This window comes from Anaerostipes rhamnosivorans (assembly GCF_005280655.1).
In the GTDB taxonomy this organism is placed as follows: Bacteria; Bacillota; Clostridia; order Lachnospirales; family Lachnospiraceae; genus Anaerostipes; species Anaerostipes rhamnosivorans.
In genome coordinates, this window is record NZ_CP040058.1 from 1,855,158 (window position 1) to 1,872,491 (window position 17,334).

Consider the following 17,334-nt stretch of genomic DNA (forward strand, 5'->3'; position numbering starts at 1 on the left):
TTTTTAGAAAAATGGAAAGACCAGCTGCTCATAATCAGACTGCTTATGGAGTGCATCTGGCGCTTTATGTAATAAAAATTCTGTCTGTCCGTCATCCAAAAGCCACGCCCGCGCATCCTTTTCATCCAGGACCAGCGGCATCCTGTGGTGGACAGACCGTACAGATTCATTGGCTTCTGTAGTAAGGATCACAAAGCGCTGTTCTTTGCCAAACTGCTGCCAGCAGCCGGCCATCAAAAGCAGTTTTCCATCCGCTCTCTGAAAAATGTTTTTGTTTTTCTGACTGTCCCATTCATAAAACCCCCGGGAAGGGACCAGCAGCCTCCGAAAACGAATACTGTCCTGAAACATTCTTTTTTCCATGACTCCTTCTGACCGGGCATTAAAGATCAGCTGGTTTTTTTCAAATCCCGGATATCCCCACTGCATCTTCTGGACCCCGATCCCCTGTGGTATCTTTACGAGAACGTCCGCTTTCTCCGATGGATGGATATCCTGGTCTTTTGGCGGGCCGGTTTGTGGAACGATCTGAAACAGATCATGTAGTTCTTCTGTCACTGTCTGATCAATAAAATATCTTCCGCACATGAAACTCTCCTGTCGTTATGCTTTGTTTTTTCTGCGTTTAATGACCTTTAACCGAGTAAATTCTTCCCTTTCCTTCTCCTCCAGCGCATTGGAGATTTCGGATACAAGGCTGCTGTAAGCCGGGATTGTGATATTTTTTAAGGCATTGGCACGCTTTTGCGTCTTTTTGATGCTGGCCGCCAGACGGTAAGCAGAATTCTCCACCATAGAAAGCCGGACCGTCAGATCCTTCACCCTCCGGAATGCCTCTCTTGCTTTGTCAATGGATTCTCTTGTGGTACTGAAGGAATAAGTCGGTACATTTTTTTTGGCGGTGTAATCCACCAGCGGGATCTCGGTTCCCATGATACTGCGGCTCTTGATGCGGATGGAGTCTTCAATGGGCACTGTGTATGCCAGCTGGTCTACCTCGCTGATCCCATGTTCAATGTTGGCGTCCTGAAGGCACTGGTAAGCATAGGTAAATGTCACATCGATCTTTTCCTGGATCTCCTTTGCCTGGTCAATGAGACTCATCAGCTCTCTGATCAAAATATTCCGTTTTTTATCCATCAGATCATAGCCCTGTCTTGCCAGGTCCAGGGAATTCTTGGCCAGCATCAGATTCCCTTTGGTGGGAAACGTCCTTGGATCCATACGCTCACTTCCTTTCTGTCATCAGCCTTTTAATACATCTGGGAGTCTGTGGCCGCCAGAGGCCCGCCGTCCTTTAGTACCTTAGTGTAGGATTCTTTGTCTCCGGTCTTCTTGTAGTAGCGGTCTAAGACCTTTGTGTCGACACGGTCAAGCTCTTCTCTCGGCAGGATGCCGAGAAGCTCCCAGCCAAGGTCAAGGGTGTCATCCATTGTCCGGTTTTCCTCAATACCCTGTCCGATATAGCGTTGTTCAAATTCTTTCCCAAATTCCAGATACTTTTTATCAATGGGCGACAGCTCATCTTCTCCGATGACGGAGGCCAGATTTCTTGCATCCCCTACCTTGGCATAGGCAGAGAACAGCTGATTCGCCAGATCCTGATGATCCTCCCTGGTGTATCCCTCCCCAATGCCGTCCTTCATCAGTCTGGAAAGAGACGGGAGTACACTGATGGGCGGGTAAACGGCCTGGCCGTGCAGACTGCGGTCCAGCACGATCTGTCCCTCCGTGATATATCCTGTAAGGTCCGGGATGGGATGGGTGATGTCATCGTTGGGCATGGTCAGAATCGGGATCTGGGTCACAGAGCCATCAATTCCTTCCACGATGCCTGCCCTCTCATAGATCATTGCCAGTTCACTATATAAATATCCAGGGAACCCCTTCCGGCTTGGAATTTCTCCTTTGGAGGAAGACACCTCCCTCATAGCCTCCGCAAAAGCCGTCATATCTGTCAGAATGACTAAAATGTGCATATTGTTTTCAAACGCCAGATACTCTGCCGCAGTCAGTGCAACCTTCGGCGTGATCAGCCTCTCCGCAACCGGATCATTGGCCATATTCAGAAACATGGCCACGTGGTCAAGGGCTCCGCTCTCCTCAAAGGTCCTGCGGAAAAAATCAGCATCGTCATGTTTGACGCCCATGGCAGCAAACACGATCCCGAAGTTGTCCATGCTGCCTTCCCCGAGAGATGCCTGGGTCACGATCTGGGCCGCAAGCTGGTCGTGGGGAAGACCGTTGCCCGAAAAGATCGGCAGCTTCTGCCCCCGGATCAGAGTCATCAGGCCGTCAATGGCCGAGACACCGGTACATATATAATTCCTCGGATATTCCCTGCGGACTGGATTTAATGGAAGTCCGTTGACGTTACGTTTTATTTTGGAGGCAACAGGACCCAATCCGTCGATAGGCTTGCCCAGGCCGTTGAAGGTCCGCCCAAGGATATTCGGCGAAAGGGAAATCTCCATGGGACGCCCCGTGAGCCTTGTATGCGTATTAGAAAGTCCCATATTGTCAGTGGTGTCAAACACCTGAATGACAGCCTTATCCTCATACAGTTCAATGACCTTGCCAAGCTTTTTTTCCTGCCCCTCCACAACAAACTCCACAATCTCCTCATAAAAAGCATCCCTGCATCCCTCCAGCACCACCAAAGGGCCGTTAATGCTGTCAAGACCCAAATATTCAATCGGCATACCAAAACTCCTTTCAGATATTTTCGATCATTTTTCTTCATTATCTCCAGTCGGCTCTGGAAAGTCCTCCTTCCGACAATGAAGAAAAACGATCGTAAGATGGCACCTAAGGAGCCACTTTACGAAAGTTATTTACCACTATTGGAGAAGCGCATTTCAAAAGCGCGACGGAAATAGTCGTAAATAATTCATGCATTCCGTTCCATCACCCTCCGGTAAAAGTCGTCCACTGCCCTCCTGTATTCATCAAACATTTCCGGCTTGTCGTTGGGCACATCGTATTTGATGGAGATCACAGATTCAAAGATCGTTTCCTCCTTCAGCACAGACATCGGCATATTCATAGAGATGAGCAGTTTCGCCTTTTCATACAGGTAGAGAATTACATCCATCATCTCAAACTGCTTCTCCATAGGGACACAGGTGTCATCCCTGTGAAAGGCATTCTGCTGCAAAAATCCCAGACGGATGACGCGTGCAATCTCCAGAATCAGTTTCTGGTCATCCGGGAGCACATCGCTTCCTATGAGCTTGACGATCTCCATCAGGCTGCTTTCCTGATTCAGGATCGCCATAATCTGATTTCTGTGGCTGACAAACTCCATGGAGACATGTTCGGAGTACCACGGGGCCAGATCTTTCAGATATTCACTGTAGCTGGTCAGCCAGTGGATGGCGGGAAAGTGCCGGGAGTAGGCCAGGCTTTTATCCAGACCCCAGAAACACCGCACAAACCGTTTTGTATTCTGTGTCACTGGCTCGGAGAAATCCCCTCCCTGAGGAGAAACGGCGCCGATAATAGATACGGAGCCCTCAGAGCCGTTGAGGTTTTTCATCATTCCTGCCCTCTCATAAAATGCAGACAGCCGGGATGCAAGATAAGCGGGGAATCCCTCCTCCGCAGGCATCTCCTCCAGACGGCCGGACAATTCTCTTAATGCCTCGGCCCAGCGGGATGTGGAATCTGCCATGATCGCCACGTCATACCCCATATCCCGGTAATATTCAGCCAGTGTAAGGCCGGTATAGATGCTGGCCTCCCTGGCTGCCACGGGCATGTTGGACGTGTTAGCGATCAAAACAGTGCGGTCCATTAAAGGATTCCCGGTTCTTGGATCCATCAGCTTGGAGAACTCATCCAGCACCTGGGTCATCTCGTTTCCCCGCTCTCCGCATCCGATATAGATAATGATATCCGCATCGGACCATTTGGCGATCTGATGCTGGGTCATGGTCTTTCCGGTACCAAAGCCTCCTGGAATACAGGCCGTGCCTCCCTTGGCAATGGGAAACATCGTATCCAGTATCCTCTGTCCGGTGATCAGAGGCTTGGAAGCCGGGAAACGGAAACTGACCGGCCTTGGAATCCTGATCGGCCACTGCTGGCACATAGAGAGGGGAATCACATCACCATTGTCCTGCCTGACCGTGACCAGCGTATCCTCAATGGTATAGCTGCCATCATCAACAGCGTGCTCCACGACCCCTTCAACTCCCGGAGGCACCATGCATCGGTGGGTGATGGCGGATGTCTCCGGCACTTCTGCGATCACATGCCCCGTCTTGACCTGGTCACCGGCTGACACTGTCACATGGGTCTTCCAGAGTCTTTGGCGGTCCAGGGAATCCACTTGGGTGCCCCTGCTGATATATTGGCCAGACTGGGCTGCGATCTGCTCCAAAGGTCGTTCGATCCCGTCAAAGATGTTATGAAGAATTCCGGGTGCCAACGTTACGGAAAGCGCATGTCCAGAGGTCTTCACCTGGTCCCCCGGGCGAATGCCTGTGGTATCCTCAAATACCTGGATCGTCGCCGCATCCCGGTCCAATGCGATCACCTCGCCCACCAGCTTCTCGTCTCCCACATAGACCATCTCTGACATCTTAAACCCGACGTCTCCCTTGACATAAATGACTGGCCCGTTGATTCCATAAATGCTGCCTGACTCAGACATGATCCTCACCTCCCAGGAATAGAAAATCCGCATACTCTTTTTCCAGCGCAGAACCAAAGGAACGGTCGATCAAAACGTTTCTTGAACGGATCACGGCCCGGATGCCTCCGACAAAGTCTTCTCTGCTGATCAGAAGAGAAGCTCCCGTCCGCTCTTCCACCTGAGCCTTTAACGCTTCGTCTGTAGGATTCAGATAAATGACGATCCCTTCTCCGCCTGCATACTTCATGGCCTCCGTGACCTTCCGGCACAGCAGGTCCGTGTATTTTGTACTTTTCATATAATCAGACAAGAGCCCCCGAACCTGGTCAAACAGCTTGCGCTTCAATTCCTTCTGGCGTTCATTTAATTGCCTCCGAAGCTTAAGCTGAAACTCAGACAGTTCCTTGTTCAGCTTAAGCTTTGTACGGCTTTTCTCAATCTCTACTTTGATTTCCGCCTGCATCCTGGCTTTTTCTTTGTGTTCTTCAAATCTGCGGGAGAGCAGGTCAGAATGTCCCTGGATCAGGGCATTTCCCTCTGCCCTCGCCTCCTTCATGGAAACCCTCTGCAGATTTTGAATCTTTTCTTCCAATGTCATTTCAGGTCACCTTCTTTATATCATCAGAGTTTCAGTCCAATGGCTTCATTTACATAGGATGTGATAAAGTTTTTCTTGCGTCCCGTGCCGTGGCGGTCCGGGATTTCCACGATCAGGGGCATCTTTCGGTTTAGCTTGATCTCATCGATCATATCGGGGAATTCCCTGCCAAACTTTTCTGTAAGCAGAACAATGCCGATGGTCTCATCTGTCATGACCCTTTTTAATGCTTGGTAAAGTTCTTCTTTTTCGTGGACCACGATCCCGTCCACGCCGGCCAGACGCATTCCTGTACAAGTGTCTACATTATCACTGATTAAAAACATCTTCATAGCTCACAGCTTTCCCAGGATCATAAAGGCGATGACCAGCCCATATAGGCAGATGCCTTCAGCCAGCCCTGCAAAGATCAAAGATTTACCGAATATGCTGCTGTCCTCACTTATAGCGCCCAATGCCGCACTGGCTGCGCTGGCAACAGCGATCCCTCCGCCGATACCGGAAAGTCCCGTGGAAAGCGCTGCCGCCAGATAGCCGATGCCCGCGGAAGAATTCTGGGCAGCCTGTGCTGCCTGAACCCTGTCGGGATACAGCATGATGACCGCGGCGATGAGCAGCGTGCCGAAAAAAGCGAAAACATTGATGCCGAGAGCTTTTTTATATCTGGACTTCTTTCTCTTCCCCAGCAAAAAATAGCCAAACGGTATGATGACACTTAAGAGTAAAGCCGCAACCAGTACTAATTTTGTCAATGTATTCATAATGATGACCTCCTTTGATCTGTGATATCCTGTTTTTTTCTATGCCTGTACGGCTTGAACTCCTTTCCGCCCCCCTGATAAAAACGGCTGAATATTTCATAATACTCAAGCCTCAGTACCTGAATGCCTACGATCAGCCCCTCCATAAGGCAGACAAACAGATTGCCGAATACGATCACGGCCCAGTTGATATGTCCTGCCTCGGCTCCTGAGAGCATCATGACCACGCCCATCATTGCCCCGTGGCTGACAGCAAACGCGCCGATCCGTACGAAAGACAGTGTGTTGGAAAAATAGCTGAGCAGAGTCTCGAATAATTCAAAAAATGCCTGTACTAAAAACATAAGACGCCCTTCCTGCATCTCCGGCTTGTGCTTTTTCGCCAGGGCAGAAAGCGGTTCTTTTAACGCAATGAGCAGCAGCGGGATGCCGAACATGACAGTCAGTATGACGGCACCGGGCAGCCTGCGCCCTGTGGCAAACAAAAAGATCGCCAGAACGGCAGACCCATAAAATACCAGCCCTGCAGCTCCGCTGGCCCCGAACAAAGATTCTCCCAGATTTCCGGAACGTGCTGAAAACACGATGTGGAGGATCATGGTCAGAAGAATCAAAAACATTCCAAACACAATGGCTGCCACAAACACAGTATTCATTTTCCCGATGCCGGGAACATTCATCATGGCTTCCTGAGGTTTCAGCCATCTGGCCTGTATGACGTTTTCAAATCCAAAGAAACTGCCGTACATCCAGCCAAAAAAGGCAGAACAGGCGCCGGCCGCGGCAATGATCCCCGCCAGATCTATCTTTTTCATAAGGTAGAGCAGCAGACCGCCAGCAAATAGGCATAATCCCTGCCCCAGGTCACCGAACATGATACCAAAGATCAGTGGATATGTCATTGCAATAAAGATGGTCGGATCAATCTCATTGTGGGACGGCAGACCGTACATTTTCACAAACATCTCAAAGGGTTTTAAAACCTTGGGGTTGTCAAGCTTTGTGGGTGGCTCTCCAAAGTAGTCCTCGTGCTCATCCTCCACCATCAAAAACAGCCTGCGGTCATTTTTGATATCTTCTGAAAAGTTTTTTACATCTTCCTCAGACATCCACCCGCATATAATATAGAAGTTCTCGTGCTTATCCTCCACACAGGCCGCCATCTTTCTCACATCAAAATTAGCAGACAATGTGGCGATCAACTCTCTGGCGGCATAGATCTTACCGGCACTTTCGTTTAGAGCCGCAGCCATCTTTCCATTAAGCTTCTCCTTTTCTGCGGTGAGAATCTTGAGCTTCTTGTCCAGATCGACGAAGGCTTCCTCCGGGGTTCCAACAAATTCATCTGGAATAAAAATCCGTTCAAAGTGAAGAGACTTAAAAATGGCGTCAATTTGCTCAGACTTGGACCGGGAAGTAAAATACACCCCATATCCATAGCTGTTGTTCTGTACTCCCTCAACAAAAATTACGTCTGGATTCTGTCTGATGAATTCCAGCATCTTTTCAAAATACTCTAAGGGCACCCGTCCAAACCGGAACTTAACAAACTTGTAATGAAAGACTTCCCGCAGGACAAACTGCATGGGTCTGAACGGCTCGATCATCTTCATCCGTTCCGTCAGGTTCTTCTCCTCCAGTTCCAGAGCTTCCTTTTTTGCCTTAAAATCATTAAAAATCTTTCCTGCCTGGCTTATGGTCCTCAGGGCCTGGTCAGAAGTCAGCTCCGGAAGATAGTCCTCTTTTTTTTGGGTCAGAAGCCCGGCAAACCTGTCCGCCTCCTCCAGTGCCTTTTTATAAGGATTGGACTCCGTAAATGGCTGCAGGTTGTCAACCGTTTTTAATTCTGACAATGCATTCTCCAGCTGGATCTCATACTTTGACAGATAGTCGTTGGTGACCCGGTCGATATCGTGTTTTGGACCCGTAATCGTTATAAATTTCATTTTCACAATCATATGCCGATCACTCCTTTCACATAACCCGCCGCAGGTTCAGGGGGCAGGCCGTACCGGACACGTTCCATAATGGTGATCAGCCTCTGTATCTCTTCCTCTTTATAGAAAAGATACGCCGTGAGGCTTGCGATGGAATAGGGATCCCTCCTTCTCTCTGTCAAATAAAGACGGTGAAGGCATTCTCTATACATGTATTCGATGGAGTCTACTTCCTCCATGCGGTACCGTTTTCCATAGTACCCGCCAAACACCACTGCGCTGAACTCCTTGATCCCCGAAACTTCGGTCAGTTTCTTTAAATCTTCTGTGGGAATATGAAAATGGATCGGAATCAGCAGCGCATAAATATCCGCAGGCTGCATATCGTAATATTTTTTGGAGCGGTAGATCCACTGCAGATTTAACAGATCGATCTGTGTGCCCGCTTCTTTTGTAAAGATCTCAAGTTCTTTCTTTTTAAGGATCTTTTTCTTTTCTTTCCATACTGATGAAAAATAATATAGGTTTAGGGCCAGATCATAATCAAACAACTCCGAGGCCCCTGCCTCTACAAGTTTTGACAGAGGCGTACCATACTCTGTATCCCTGAGGGCTTCCACCAGCTCTCTGATATTCTCTGCCCTGATCAGGCGGTCAATGGAAATCTGGGAATATTGGTCAAAAAACTGCTTTTTATAATCCAGGTCAAAGGGTTTCTGATAATGATTAAAAATAATGCGGAAACAGTAATTGATCAACTCCACCTCGTACCGTTTCAGATACAACTTCAAAAATCTCCTCTGCTCCAGCCCCGAAAACCTATAAAGCTTGGTATAATCCTCATACAAGGGCTGTATCAGCACCTTTTCAATCTTCCCCCGATGAAGATCCGTATCATCCAGAACTGACAAGATATCCCGGTAGGCAGGAAATCCTTTCAGACGGCTGACTACCTCTGGGACACTTCCAAGCTCTGACAGCATTTTAAAATCTTCTTCCTTCAGCAGTTTTGCGCTCATAGCCCTTATCTTCGTGACCATGGCACTGTATTTTATCATGCTTCCCATAGGCTATACCTCGCTGATCCTTTTTACGATCTCCCTGGCATACTGGTCCCCTCTTCGTTCATACTCCGCCATAAGCCCCTGGATCTTTGCCTCCTGTTCCTTTCTTAAGCGGGCTTTTTCTTCTGACAGCTGTCTCTCCACCTCATCAGAGGTACCCGAAAGCCGCTGTTTTGTCTCCGCCTTTAATGCTTCATCAAACTGTTTTTGTTTCTGCCACATCTCCTGTTCCAGCTCTTTTTTCTGCTCGTCTGCATGTCTTATGATGGCGGCAGCGGCATTCTCAATCTCCGTCAGTTTTTTTACAATGGAATCCATCTTTACGCCCCCTTTTTGCAGTCCTTTTATTTCTCTCCATTATACACCTTCTATATAAAAAAAACATCTGAAAAGCTAAGGATATTTTTCCTGCTTTTCAGATGCGAAACTTAGTTTTAACTGGCACACTCTGTTTTTAATATGTGCAATAACTGCCGTTCGTCCGAAACCATAAAGTCCGGCTGCTTTCCCTTTTCCGGAAGCTCATCTCGTCTCCGGTTGAACCAGATATTGTTCCATCCGGCTTTTATGGCCCCGGAAATATCTGTGGCGTAAGTATCCCCGATAAACCACGTCTCTTTCCGGTCCAGCCCGAACCGTTTTTGGGCAAGTTCAAAAATCTCTGGATCCGGCTTACGTACCCCCTCGTCTCCTGAGACAATGATCCGATCTTTGGGAATCCACTTTTCCAGCCCAAGCTGTTTCACTTTGTTCCACTGAGGCCGTGAAAATCCGTTTGTGATCACTCCTATAAATATGTCTCTCTCACGGCAGAAGTCCAGTATTTCCCTGCTTTCCTCCGTAAGCCTGATCTTTGTCTGCTCAATACGGTAGACATCATGAAACTGCATCACTTCTGCCTGTGTAAGCTGGAGGCCATAAGACAGGAATGCCTTCCGGATTCGGTCCACCACCGGGATATCATGCTTTCTTCCGGCCAGGAATAACTCCATGGAAGATACGGGATACTTCTCTCTAAAAACTTGGTCACAGGCAGCACAAAACGGGATTGACACATCATAAAGAGTGTCATCCACATCGAACAAGATTGCCAACATCTTCTACCTCTCTTTTTATCTGGTCTATGTTTGCTTAACCCACTGGCCGTCCCCTTTTGGAACAAAACTTCCGTCGCCGATCCCAAGGGCGGACTTTGCCAGCATATCTGCCATATCGTTGTATTCGTCATTGGAATGTCCTTTGACCTTGACGAACCTCACTTGAAGCCGGTCTTTGATCCCGTCATAGAATCTTTTGTAGGCGGCTGTTCCTTCTTTTTTGGTCTTCCACTCACCGGTGCACCACTTTGCAATGCCTTCATAGTCGTAATAGACCGCCAGCTTCTCATAACCGCTGTCAGCGGCATATCTCATAGCCTTTTCAGCTCCCTTGATCTCCCCGGCCACGTTCCTCATTGAGGCCAGCGCCGGATCCGCATACTTCTCCGCAAAATACAGCTCCCCATCCTTCTCCTTCAGCACCATACCGTATGAGTATTCTTTCCTGCTATGGTCATAACTTCCATCTACATAAGCGGTCAGAGTATGCTCATCGATCTCCATGGCCTGTCCTAACGAAGAGTCAAGAAAGGCCTGCGCCTCCTCCATCGTCGGGAAACTCTTAAACTGGGCACATGCAAACCCGGAAGTCTGTGCCTGGCACTCCTTCCATGTACGGTAAATCCCAGGGGTCCGTCCTTGTTTTACTGCATAATATTTATTTGCCACGTTCTAGTCCTCCATTTTTTCTATCACTTTCATTATAACAGAAACAGGAGACATCTGAAAGTACAGATGCCCCCTGTCTGATTGTCGATATTTGATAATAAGAGATGAAGTTTTAGTTATTCGACAAATTTACAGAAAAACTGTATGTAGCGTTTGCCTTGGACAAGACCTTCTGCTTTACAGAGCAGTCATCGATCAGATAGGAGAACTCTTTCATCACATCCCATAGATCTCTGGCTTCCTGCCCGCTCAGCTCCGTTGTCCGATCGTTTAGTAACTTCCCAACGGCTGCCGCTGTCTTTTTTACGTTTTCTGTGCTAAAATCATTTCCAAGCAACTCTAAAAAAACTTCAGACATATATTTCATATTTGCTCCTTTTATCATCTAAAAAGTAACACAGCTCATACTCTTAGATTATAGCAAAATACTGAAAAAGTCTATTCTTTTCGACAGACATAAAAGGAAGGAATCCGTCTCTATTCGACAGATTCTCCCTTCATGCTTTTATTGAAAGTGTCCAACAAATCTGATAAAATCCGTTTTTGTTTCGGTGTCAGATTCTCCACCTTCAGGAGAAGTTTGCTTTCGCTTTCAATAATTTCCGGATCAAACTGATCTTTCAAAATTTCGTTTGGTGCCGTTTTCAACGCCCGGCATATTTTGACGAACAAAGGCAGACTTGGCAGCCTGATCCCTGATTCTATCTGCCTGATGTGCCCTGCATTGACATCACAAATTTCTGAAAGAGCTTCGGAAGTCAGCCCTCTCTCCTTCCGAATCTGGTTGATCCTCTTACCCAACAATCTGCGTTCCATATGTATGGTTCCAATCGGTCTTATTTTCTCTCTCTCATATCCTTTCACAGCCTGATCACACTAGTTTTTAATACATGCATTTCATTATATACAAAAGGGTTCCTGTTCCACTAGATGCCGAAATGTATGTTCATGTACCTTTTAGCATACACAGCAGGCGGAGAGGTTCATACTTCCTCTCATTATGTCGAATTTTGTCGCGCATAATTCTGCCTCCAATCAACCATACTAAACATAATTATGGAAGAAAGGAGCAGAATATGAAAAAGAGAATTAATTTTTGGGTTATTGGAATAGCAGTCTTTGCTGTTATCATTGCAGCATGGGCCATAGCCTTCAATTTTAAAAACTCGAAGAATGCTTCCGTTGAGAGTCTCTCGTTATATAGGAAAGACCAGGATACTATTATGGAAAAAATGATGAAGGATATGTTAGATATACCTGTATCAGAAAATGAGGCTGTTGATTTTCTAGAAGGAATGATCCCCCACCACGAATCTGCAGTCGCCATGGCTGAAAGCTATCTCAAACATGGCGGGGACCAAAAAACATTAAAGCCGCTTGCGGAGGATATCATCACAGTACAGAAGGATGAGATCAAACAGATGCAGACTCTGATCCAAAAACTGGACAGCAGCAAGAACCACTCAAGAAGCAGGTCATCCTCTTATATGAAGGAGTACCGGCAGATGTTTCACCAATCCCATTCCGGTCATACCTCATCCGCAGACGCCTCATCCATTGATGAAGCCTTTGCAGAAGGTATGATCGAACACCATCAGATGGCGGTAGATATGTCAGAACTGATCCTTAAATATACAAAACAAAAGGATGTCACCAAACTGGCCAAGAATATCATAAAAACACAACAGGCAGAGATTCGTAAGATGAACGTGGTTTTAAAAGAAAGGAACCATTCTCATCACTGAGATCCGCCTTTCTTCATGGCGGCAGTTATTTCGGAAAACTTTCCGATGATATCGTCATAATTGTCTCTTTTGTGAGGCACCATGCAATGGCTGCAGTCTTTTATACCGTTTTGATATCTAAAATTGCCGCCACAGTCTTTTCCAAGCATATAAAGCGGGCAATAACAAAACAGACAGTTAAAATTGTCAGGGTCGTCCGTTTCGTGACAAGGGAAAAACTCACAATCCCTATGGCTAAAAAACTGATAGTTCTTTGATTTTTTAGCCATGTCTCCCTCCCTTCTGCTGCTTGATCACAAGGCGGACCAGACTTTCGATGTCTGCCTTGTCAGCTACATACACATCCATACCAAGAGATCTTGCCGCTTTGGCTGTCTGCTCCCCGATACAGGCCGCTTTCAAGCCTTTGATACCGGTGTCCGGCAGAGCTTTGGCAAAGCCGCGCACAGTAGAGGCACTGGTAAAGACAGCCCAGCTGATCTCTCCGTTCTCGATCATTTCTTTTACAGGAACCAACTGCCATCTTTCATGGCAGGTCTCATAAACCGCCACATCATCCACTCTGATATCCGGTTTGCCCTCAAGAATCCGGATCAGTTCCTGGTTTCCTAAAGCCGCGCGCGGGATCAGGATATGTTCCCCTCCGGACAGAACGTCAAAAAGCGCCCTGCCTAGGGAAACTCCGTCGTAGATCTCCGGCATCAAGTCACAAAATAGTCCTCTTTCTTCTAACGCACGATTTGTCCCCGCTCCGATGGCAGCAATCTTACAGCCGCCAAGAATACGGATATCTCTCTTTTGTTTTCTCAATTCTTCAAAGAAAATCCTGACTCCACCTGGGCTTGTAAAAACGATCCAATCATAAGAGCTTATTTTGTCCAGTGCTGAAGAGAGCATGCTTTGATCTTCTTTTGGCTTAATCAATATTGAGGGCATTTCAAGTACTTCCGCCCCCTTTTCCCGAAACATGGCCGCAGTCCTTGAAATGAGATCCCTTGGACGGGTCAAAAGAATACGGCACCCTGCCAGGGGAAGGTCCTCATACCAGGCAAACTCTTCTGAAAGCTTACAGACCTCTCCCACTACAATGACCGCAGGGGTTTCGATCCTGCTTCGGCGCACGGCATCCTCCAATCCAGAAAGAGTTGACAAAACTCTTTTCTGCCCTGCTGTCGTTCCCTTTGAGAGCACTGCTGCCGGCATCTCAGAATTCATCCCAGCTTTTGTGAGGGACTTTATAATATCCGGAAGGGATGAGATTCCCATTAGAAATACCAGGGTTCCTTTTGTCCTCACGAGCGCTTCAAAATCAATATCATATTCGGCGCCGGCCTTTTTATGCCCCGTAATGATATGTAAGGAAGAGCTTATGTCCCGGTGGGTTACCGGGATTCCATTGTATTCCGGCACCGCAACGGGAGATGTGATCCCTGGAATGACCTCAAACGGAATGTTATGCTGTCTCAGCAGTTCCAATTCCTCTCCTCCCCTGCCAAACATAAAGGGATCTCCCCCTTTCAACCGAACCACATAATTTCCTTTTTTCGCCTCAGAAAGCAGTATCTGATTGATTTCTTCCTGTGTCATTGTATGGCATCCAGCACGTTTCCCTACATAAATATATTTTGCCTGTCTGGGAAGCGATGACAATACTTCGGGGCCCACCAGGCTGTCATAGACGATCACGTCCGCTGTTTTTAATACTTCCGCTGCCTTTATAGTCAACAAACCAACTGCTCCCGGTCCTGCACCGGCAAGCCATACTTTTCCTGTCTTCATCATTACCCTCCTTTTATTTTCCATCATAGCATATTGACAAGGTTCTAACAACTCGATAAAATGGGAGAAATTGAATGTTTACAGGTGCCTTTCTTTTGGAAGGAGAATAGGAAAGCGGGTGAGAATCCCGCACGGTCCCGCCGCTGTATAGGAAGAGCTGCATTTCAATCATGTCACTGGGAAACCGGGAAGGCGAAATGCCGCAGTGAGGCCTGAGTCAGAAGACCTGCCGTAAGCATGCGATTTACACTGAAGCTGCGAAAGACAGCCAGTGTAGAATATTACCGTCGGAGGATTCGCACCCTCCTGCGCTTATATTCGGTGCGTCAGTTTTTACTGGCGTTTTTAGCGGTGTATGTTTCCGCTGAAACACATTTGTGAATCGAAAGGAGCAAACATGAAAAACTCACAAAAGATCCTTGTAACCGCTGCATTGGCGGCAGCTGTTATCTTCGGCTTCGGCCCCACAGCAAACGCCATGCACATCATGGAGGGATACCTTCCTCCCAAATTCTGTATTGCCTGGGGAGCATTAAGCCTGCCGTTTTTAGCCGCAGGATTTCTCTCCATCAAGAAAACGGTCCGTAAAGACCGGCGGCTGATGACCATATTGGCTATGTCAGGGGCATTCATCTTCGTCATTTCTTCGTTAAAGATTCCTTCCGTCACAGGCAGTTGTTCCCATATGACCGGTACCGGTCTTGGAGCCATTTTATTCGGGCCTGCCGCTGTCAGCATCTTGGGTATCATCGTACTGATCTTCCAGGCAGTTCTTCTGGCCCACGGCGGATTGACGACCCTTGGCGCCAATACCTTTTCCATGGCCATCGCAGGCCCGTTCTTATCCTTCGGCATCTATAAGCTCTGTAAAAAATTCGGACTGAACCGACGGGTCAGTGTCTTTTTCGCCGCTATGCTGGGAGATATTTTTACATACTGCATAACGAGTATTCAGCTGGCTTTGGCATATCCGTCAGAACAGGGCGGATTTATGGCTTCTGCGCTGAAATTTCTCGGGGTATTTGCTCCGACTCAGCTCCCCCTTGCCATTGTGGAAGGGATTCTGACTGTCGTGATCATCATTGCGCTGGAATCCTACGCACGCCCCGAGCTTAAACTCCTCAACTTCATCAAGGAGGGACAAGCATATGAAAAGTGATAAGAAAAAAGTCATCCTCCTGCTTGCGCTGGCTGCGTTCATCGCCGTGGTCCCTCTGTTTGCCTTAAAGGGAGCTGAATTCGGCGGCTCTGACGATGCCGGAAGTGTCATGATATCAAAGATCGAAGGGAAAGAATATCAGCCTTGGTTCACTCCTGTACTGGAAACCTTTATCGACGGTGAACTTCCAGGCGAAGTGGAAAGCCTCCTGTTCTGTGTACAGACTGGGATCGGGGTTGGGATCATCGCCTATAACTTGGGACGTTTAAGGGAACGCAAACGCCTTCTCTCCGGAACTGGGGCAGCAGAAAATGCTGATTGACAAGTACTGCTACCGGTCCAGGTTGAGAAAAGTAAATGTCATGGAAAAATTCTGTTTTTCCATGACAACACTTCTACTCTGTATCCTCAGCAGGTCCCTGGCAGCCTCTGTCCTGGTCCTTTTTAGCTGCGGATGGCTGACCGTAAAAAAGGGCGGTATCCCGCTGCGCCAGTATGGAAAGCTTTTGCGGGTCCCTGCGGCTTTCCTACTCCTGAGCACACTGGCAATCCTCGTCAATATCTCTAAAACCCCTTTGGATGCTTATGCAGTTCCGGCAGGTTCCTACTATATAACTGGGAGCACCAGTTCTCTGATCTTTGGTTTCAGGCTGATTCTCTCTGCCCTTTCCGCAGTATCCTGCCTGTATTTTTTATCCCTCAGCACTCCGGTCACTGACCTGGTAAACATTCTTAAAAAACTTCACTGTCCGTCCCTGTTCATAGAACTGTTTCTGCTCATTTACCGGTTTATCTTTATCCTGATGTCGGAGGCTTCTGCCATCAGAACCTCCCAGGAAGCAAGGCTTTCCAACCGGAACTTTAAGACAGCCCTCCATTCCTTCGGGGGCATGGCCTCGGCCCTGTTGATCCGGGCTATGAAGCGTTCAGCCAGATTATACGATGCCATGGAATCCAGATGCTATGATGGGACCATACGGGTTCTTCTGGAGGAATACCCGCCGAAAAAGAAAGAGATCATTTATATTGTCATATTTGAACTTGTTCTACTGTTTCTCATAATAGGAAGGAAAATATACGGATGAAAAAAGAATCTATCATAAAAGCACAAAATCTGTGTTACACCTATGAAGGAGAGGAGCAGCCGGCTCTAAACGGACTTTCTCTGGAAATAAAGCAGGGGAAAAAGATTGCGGTCATGGGCGCCAACGGATCCGGCAAATCAACTTTTTTTCTCTGCCTCAACGGAATCTTAAGGCCACAGAAAGGTACGCTGTCTTTTTGCGGCACCCCATATTCCTATGACAAAAAGAGCCTGCTGGCTCTGAGAAGCCGGGTCGGCATCGTATTTCAGGATCCCGATAACCAGCTGTTTTCAGCCAGTGTCCGCCAGGAAATCTCCTTTGGCATCTTAAATCTCGGGGCTGACAATGAGACGGCTTTAAGAGAAACAGAAACGATCATGGAGGAGCTGGATATTACAGAGTTTCAAGACCGGCCCACCCACGCCTTGAGCGGGGGACAGAAAAAACAGGTTGCCATCGCTGATATCCTTGTGATGCATCCTGACATCGTGATCCTGGATGAACCTGCAGCGGCCCTGGATCCCAAACATACTTCCCTTGTGAACAAGATCATCGACCGGATGACAGACGCTGGAATCACTGTCCTTTTGTCAACCCATGACTCCGACTATGCCTTCTCATGGGCCGATGAAGTGATTCTGTTTCACCAGGGCCGGGTTCTCATATCCGGAGCCCCTGAGGAAGTGTTCGCTGACCACACAGCCCTTAAGGCTGCAAATCTCTTCCAGCCGGCTGTACTTGCCATGTTCGAAAGCCTGTGCCGGAAGGAAATCATAAGCGCCAAAACTCCGGTTCCCAGAA

The 17,334-nt window shown here is 47.8% G+C and carries 20 protein-coding genes, 1 pseudogene and 1 riboswitch; of the genes and pseudogenes, 5 read left to right on the plus strand and 16 right to left on the minus strand.

The window, feature by feature from the left end; translation table 11 throughout:
* Positions 1-3: 3 nt before the first annotated feature.
* From AR1Y2_RS09190 to AR1Y2_RS09255, 14 genes are all read right to left on the minus strand, one after another.
* Positions 4-588 (minus strand): SOS response-associated peptidase, encoded by a 585-nt coding sequence (locus AR1Y2_RS09190; protein WP_137328693.1) that lies wholly within the window; start codon positions 586-588, stop codon positions 4-6.
* A 15-nt stretch (positions 589-603) separates the two neighbouring features.
* Entirely contained in the window at positions 604-1,224 is a 621-nt protein-coding gene (locus AR1Y2_RS09195) for a V-type ATP synthase subunit D (RefSeq protein ID WP_137328694.1), read from the minus strand.
* A 29-nt stretch (positions 1,225-1,253) separates the two neighbouring features.
* A complete protein-coding gene (locus tag AR1Y2_RS09200; protein WP_137328695.1) occupies positions 1,254-2,702 on the minus strand; it encodes a V-type ATP synthase subunit B in 1,449 nt (482 codons plus the stop codon).
* Positions 2,703-2,890: 188 nt separating this feature from the next.
* Positions 2,891-4,657 (minus strand): V-type ATP synthase subunit A, encoded by a 1,767-nt coding sequence (locus tag AR1Y2_RS09205; protein ID WP_137328696.1) that lies wholly within the window; start codon positions 4,655-4,657, stop codon positions 2,891-2,893.
* Positions 4,650-5,237 carry a V-type ATP synthase subunit E gene (locus AR1Y2_RS09210; RefSeq protein WP_137328697.1) on the minus strand — a complete coding sequence of 196 codons (588 nt, stop codon included), beginning with the start codon at positions 5,235-5,237 and terminating at the stop codon, positions 4,650-4,652. The genes AR1Y2_RS09205 and AR1Y2_RS09210 overlap by 8 nt, the downstream gene beginning before the upstream one ends.
* Positions 5,238-5,260: 23 nt before the next feature.
* Positions 5,261-5,569 (minus strand): V-type ATP synthase subunit F, encoded by a 309-nt coding sequence (locus AR1Y2_RS09215; protein WP_137328698.1) that lies wholly within the window; start codon positions 5,567-5,569, stop codon positions 5,261-5,263.
* 3 nt (positions 5,570-5,572) lie between these two features.
* On the minus strand, positions 5,573-5,998 hold the full coding sequence (locus AR1Y2_RS09220; RefSeq protein ID WP_137328699.1) for an ATP synthase subunit C: 426 nt from the start codon (positions 5,996-5,998) through the stop codon (positions 5,573-5,575).
* Positions 5,995-7,956: a V-type ATP synthase subunit I gene (locus tag AR1Y2_RS09225; protein WP_137328700.1), complete on the minus strand. Its 1,962-nt coding sequence runs from the start codon at positions 7,954-7,956 to the stop codon at positions 5,995-5,997. The genes AR1Y2_RS09220 and AR1Y2_RS09225 overlap by 4 nt, the downstream gene beginning before the upstream one ends.
* Positions 7,953-9,002, minus strand: coding sequence for a V0D/AC39 family V-type ATPase subunit (locus tag AR1Y2_RS09230; protein WP_137328701.1), 1,050 nt, complete (start codon positions 9,000-9,002; stop codon positions 7,953-7,955). Before AR1Y2_RS09230 ends, AR1Y2_RS09225 begins: the two co-directional genes overlap by 4 nt.
* Positions 9,003-9,005: 3 nt before the next feature.
* Complete coding sequence (locus AR1Y2_RS09235; RefSeq protein ID WP_137328702.1) at positions 9,006-9,317, minus strand: hypothetical protein; 312 nt, start codon at positions 9,315-9,317, stop codon at positions 9,006-9,008.
* Positions 9,318-9,433: 116 nt separating this feature from the next.
* Positions 9,434-10,096, minus strand: coding sequence for an HAD family hydrolase (locus AR1Y2_RS09240; RefSeq protein ID WP_137328703.1), 663 nt, complete (start codon positions 10,094-10,096; stop codon positions 9,434-9,436).
* A gap of 24 nt (positions 10,097-10,120) precedes the next feature.
* Entirely contained in the window at positions 10,121-10,765 is a 645-nt protein-coding gene (locus AR1Y2_RS09245) for a ribonuclease H1 domain-containing protein (RefSeq protein ID WP_137328704.1), read from the minus strand.
* A gap of 112 nt (positions 10,766-10,877) precedes the next feature.
* The gene (locus tag AR1Y2_RS09250) at positions 10,878-11,132 is read right to left on the minus strand and encodes a hypothetical protein (RefSeq protein WP_137328705.1); all 255 of its coding nucleotides are present in this window, start codon (positions 11,130-11,132) and stop codon (positions 10,878-10,880) included.
* A 110-nt stretch (positions 11,133-11,242) separates the two neighbouring features.
* Positions 11,243-11,581 carry a helix-turn-helix domain-containing protein gene (locus AR1Y2_RS09255; RefSeq protein WP_137328706.1) on the minus strand — a complete coding sequence of 113 codons (339 nt, stop codon included), beginning with the start codon at positions 11,579-11,581 and terminating at the stop codon, positions 11,243-11,245.
* A gap of 407 nt (positions 11,582-11,988) precedes the next feature.
* On the opposite strand from AR1Y2_RS09255, the gene AR1Y2_RS17795 reads away from it, so the two are divergent.
* Positions 11,989-12,510 (plus strand): DUF305 domain-containing protein, encoded by a 522-nt coding sequence (locus AR1Y2_RS17795; protein WP_175403627.1) that lies wholly within the window; start codon positions 11,989-11,991, stop codon positions 12,508-12,510.
* Here the strand turns inward: AR1Y2_RS17795 and AR1Y2_RS09265 are convergent.
* Together AR1Y2_RS09265 and cobA are read right to left on the minus strand one after the other, a co-directional pair.
* Positions 12,504-12,779, minus strand: coding sequence for a cysteine-rich small domain-containing protein (locus AR1Y2_RS09265; protein WP_137328708.1), 276 nt, complete (start codon positions 12,777-12,779; stop codon positions 12,504-12,506). The two genes, AR1Y2_RS17795 and AR1Y2_RS09265, sit on opposite strands and share 7 nt — an antisense overlap.
* Positions 12,772-14,289: a uroporphyrinogen-III C-methyltransferase gene (gene cobA, locus AR1Y2_RS09270; protein ID WP_137328709.1), complete on the minus strand. Its 1,518-nt coding sequence runs from the start codon at positions 14,287-14,289 to the stop codon at positions 12,772-12,774. The genes AR1Y2_RS09265 and cobA overlap by 8 nt, the downstream gene beginning before the upstream one ends.
* A 64-nt stretch (positions 14,290-14,353) precedes the next feature.
* Positions 14,354-14,537, plus strand: a riboswitch (cobalamin riboswitch).
* A 149-nt stretch (positions 14,538-14,686) separates the two neighbouring features.
* Here cobA and AR1Y2_RS09275 point away from each other — a divergent pair.
* From AR1Y2_RS09275 to AR1Y2_RS18325, 4 genes and pseudogenes are all read left to right on the plus strand, one after another.
* Positions 14,687-15,448 (plus strand): energy-coupling factor ABC transporter permease, encoded by a 762-nt coding sequence (locus tag AR1Y2_RS09275; protein WP_137328710.1) that lies wholly within the window; start codon positions 14,687-14,689, stop codon positions 15,446-15,448.
* Positions 15,438-15,770: an energy-coupling factor ABC transporter substrate-binding protein gene (locus AR1Y2_RS09280; RefSeq protein ID WP_137328711.1), complete on the plus strand. Its 333-nt coding sequence runs from the start codon at positions 15,438-15,440 to the stop codon at positions 15,768-15,770. The genes AR1Y2_RS09275 and AR1Y2_RS09280 overlap by 11 nt, the downstream gene beginning before the upstream one ends.
* On the plus strand, positions 15,760-16,533 hold the full coding sequence (cbiQ, locus tag AR1Y2_RS09285; protein ID WP_137328712.1) for a cobalt ECF transporter T component CbiQ: 774 nt from the start codon (positions 15,760-15,762) through the stop codon (positions 16,531-16,533). Before AR1Y2_RS09280 ends, cbiQ begins: the two co-directional genes overlap by 11 nt.
* A 113-nt stretch (positions 16,534-16,646) precedes the next feature.
* Positions 16,647-17,084, plus strand: a pseudogene (locus AR1Y2_RS18325) (energy-coupling factor ABC transporter ATP-binding protein); the annotation flags it as partial.
* Positions 17,085-17,334 lie beyond the last annotated feature (250 nt).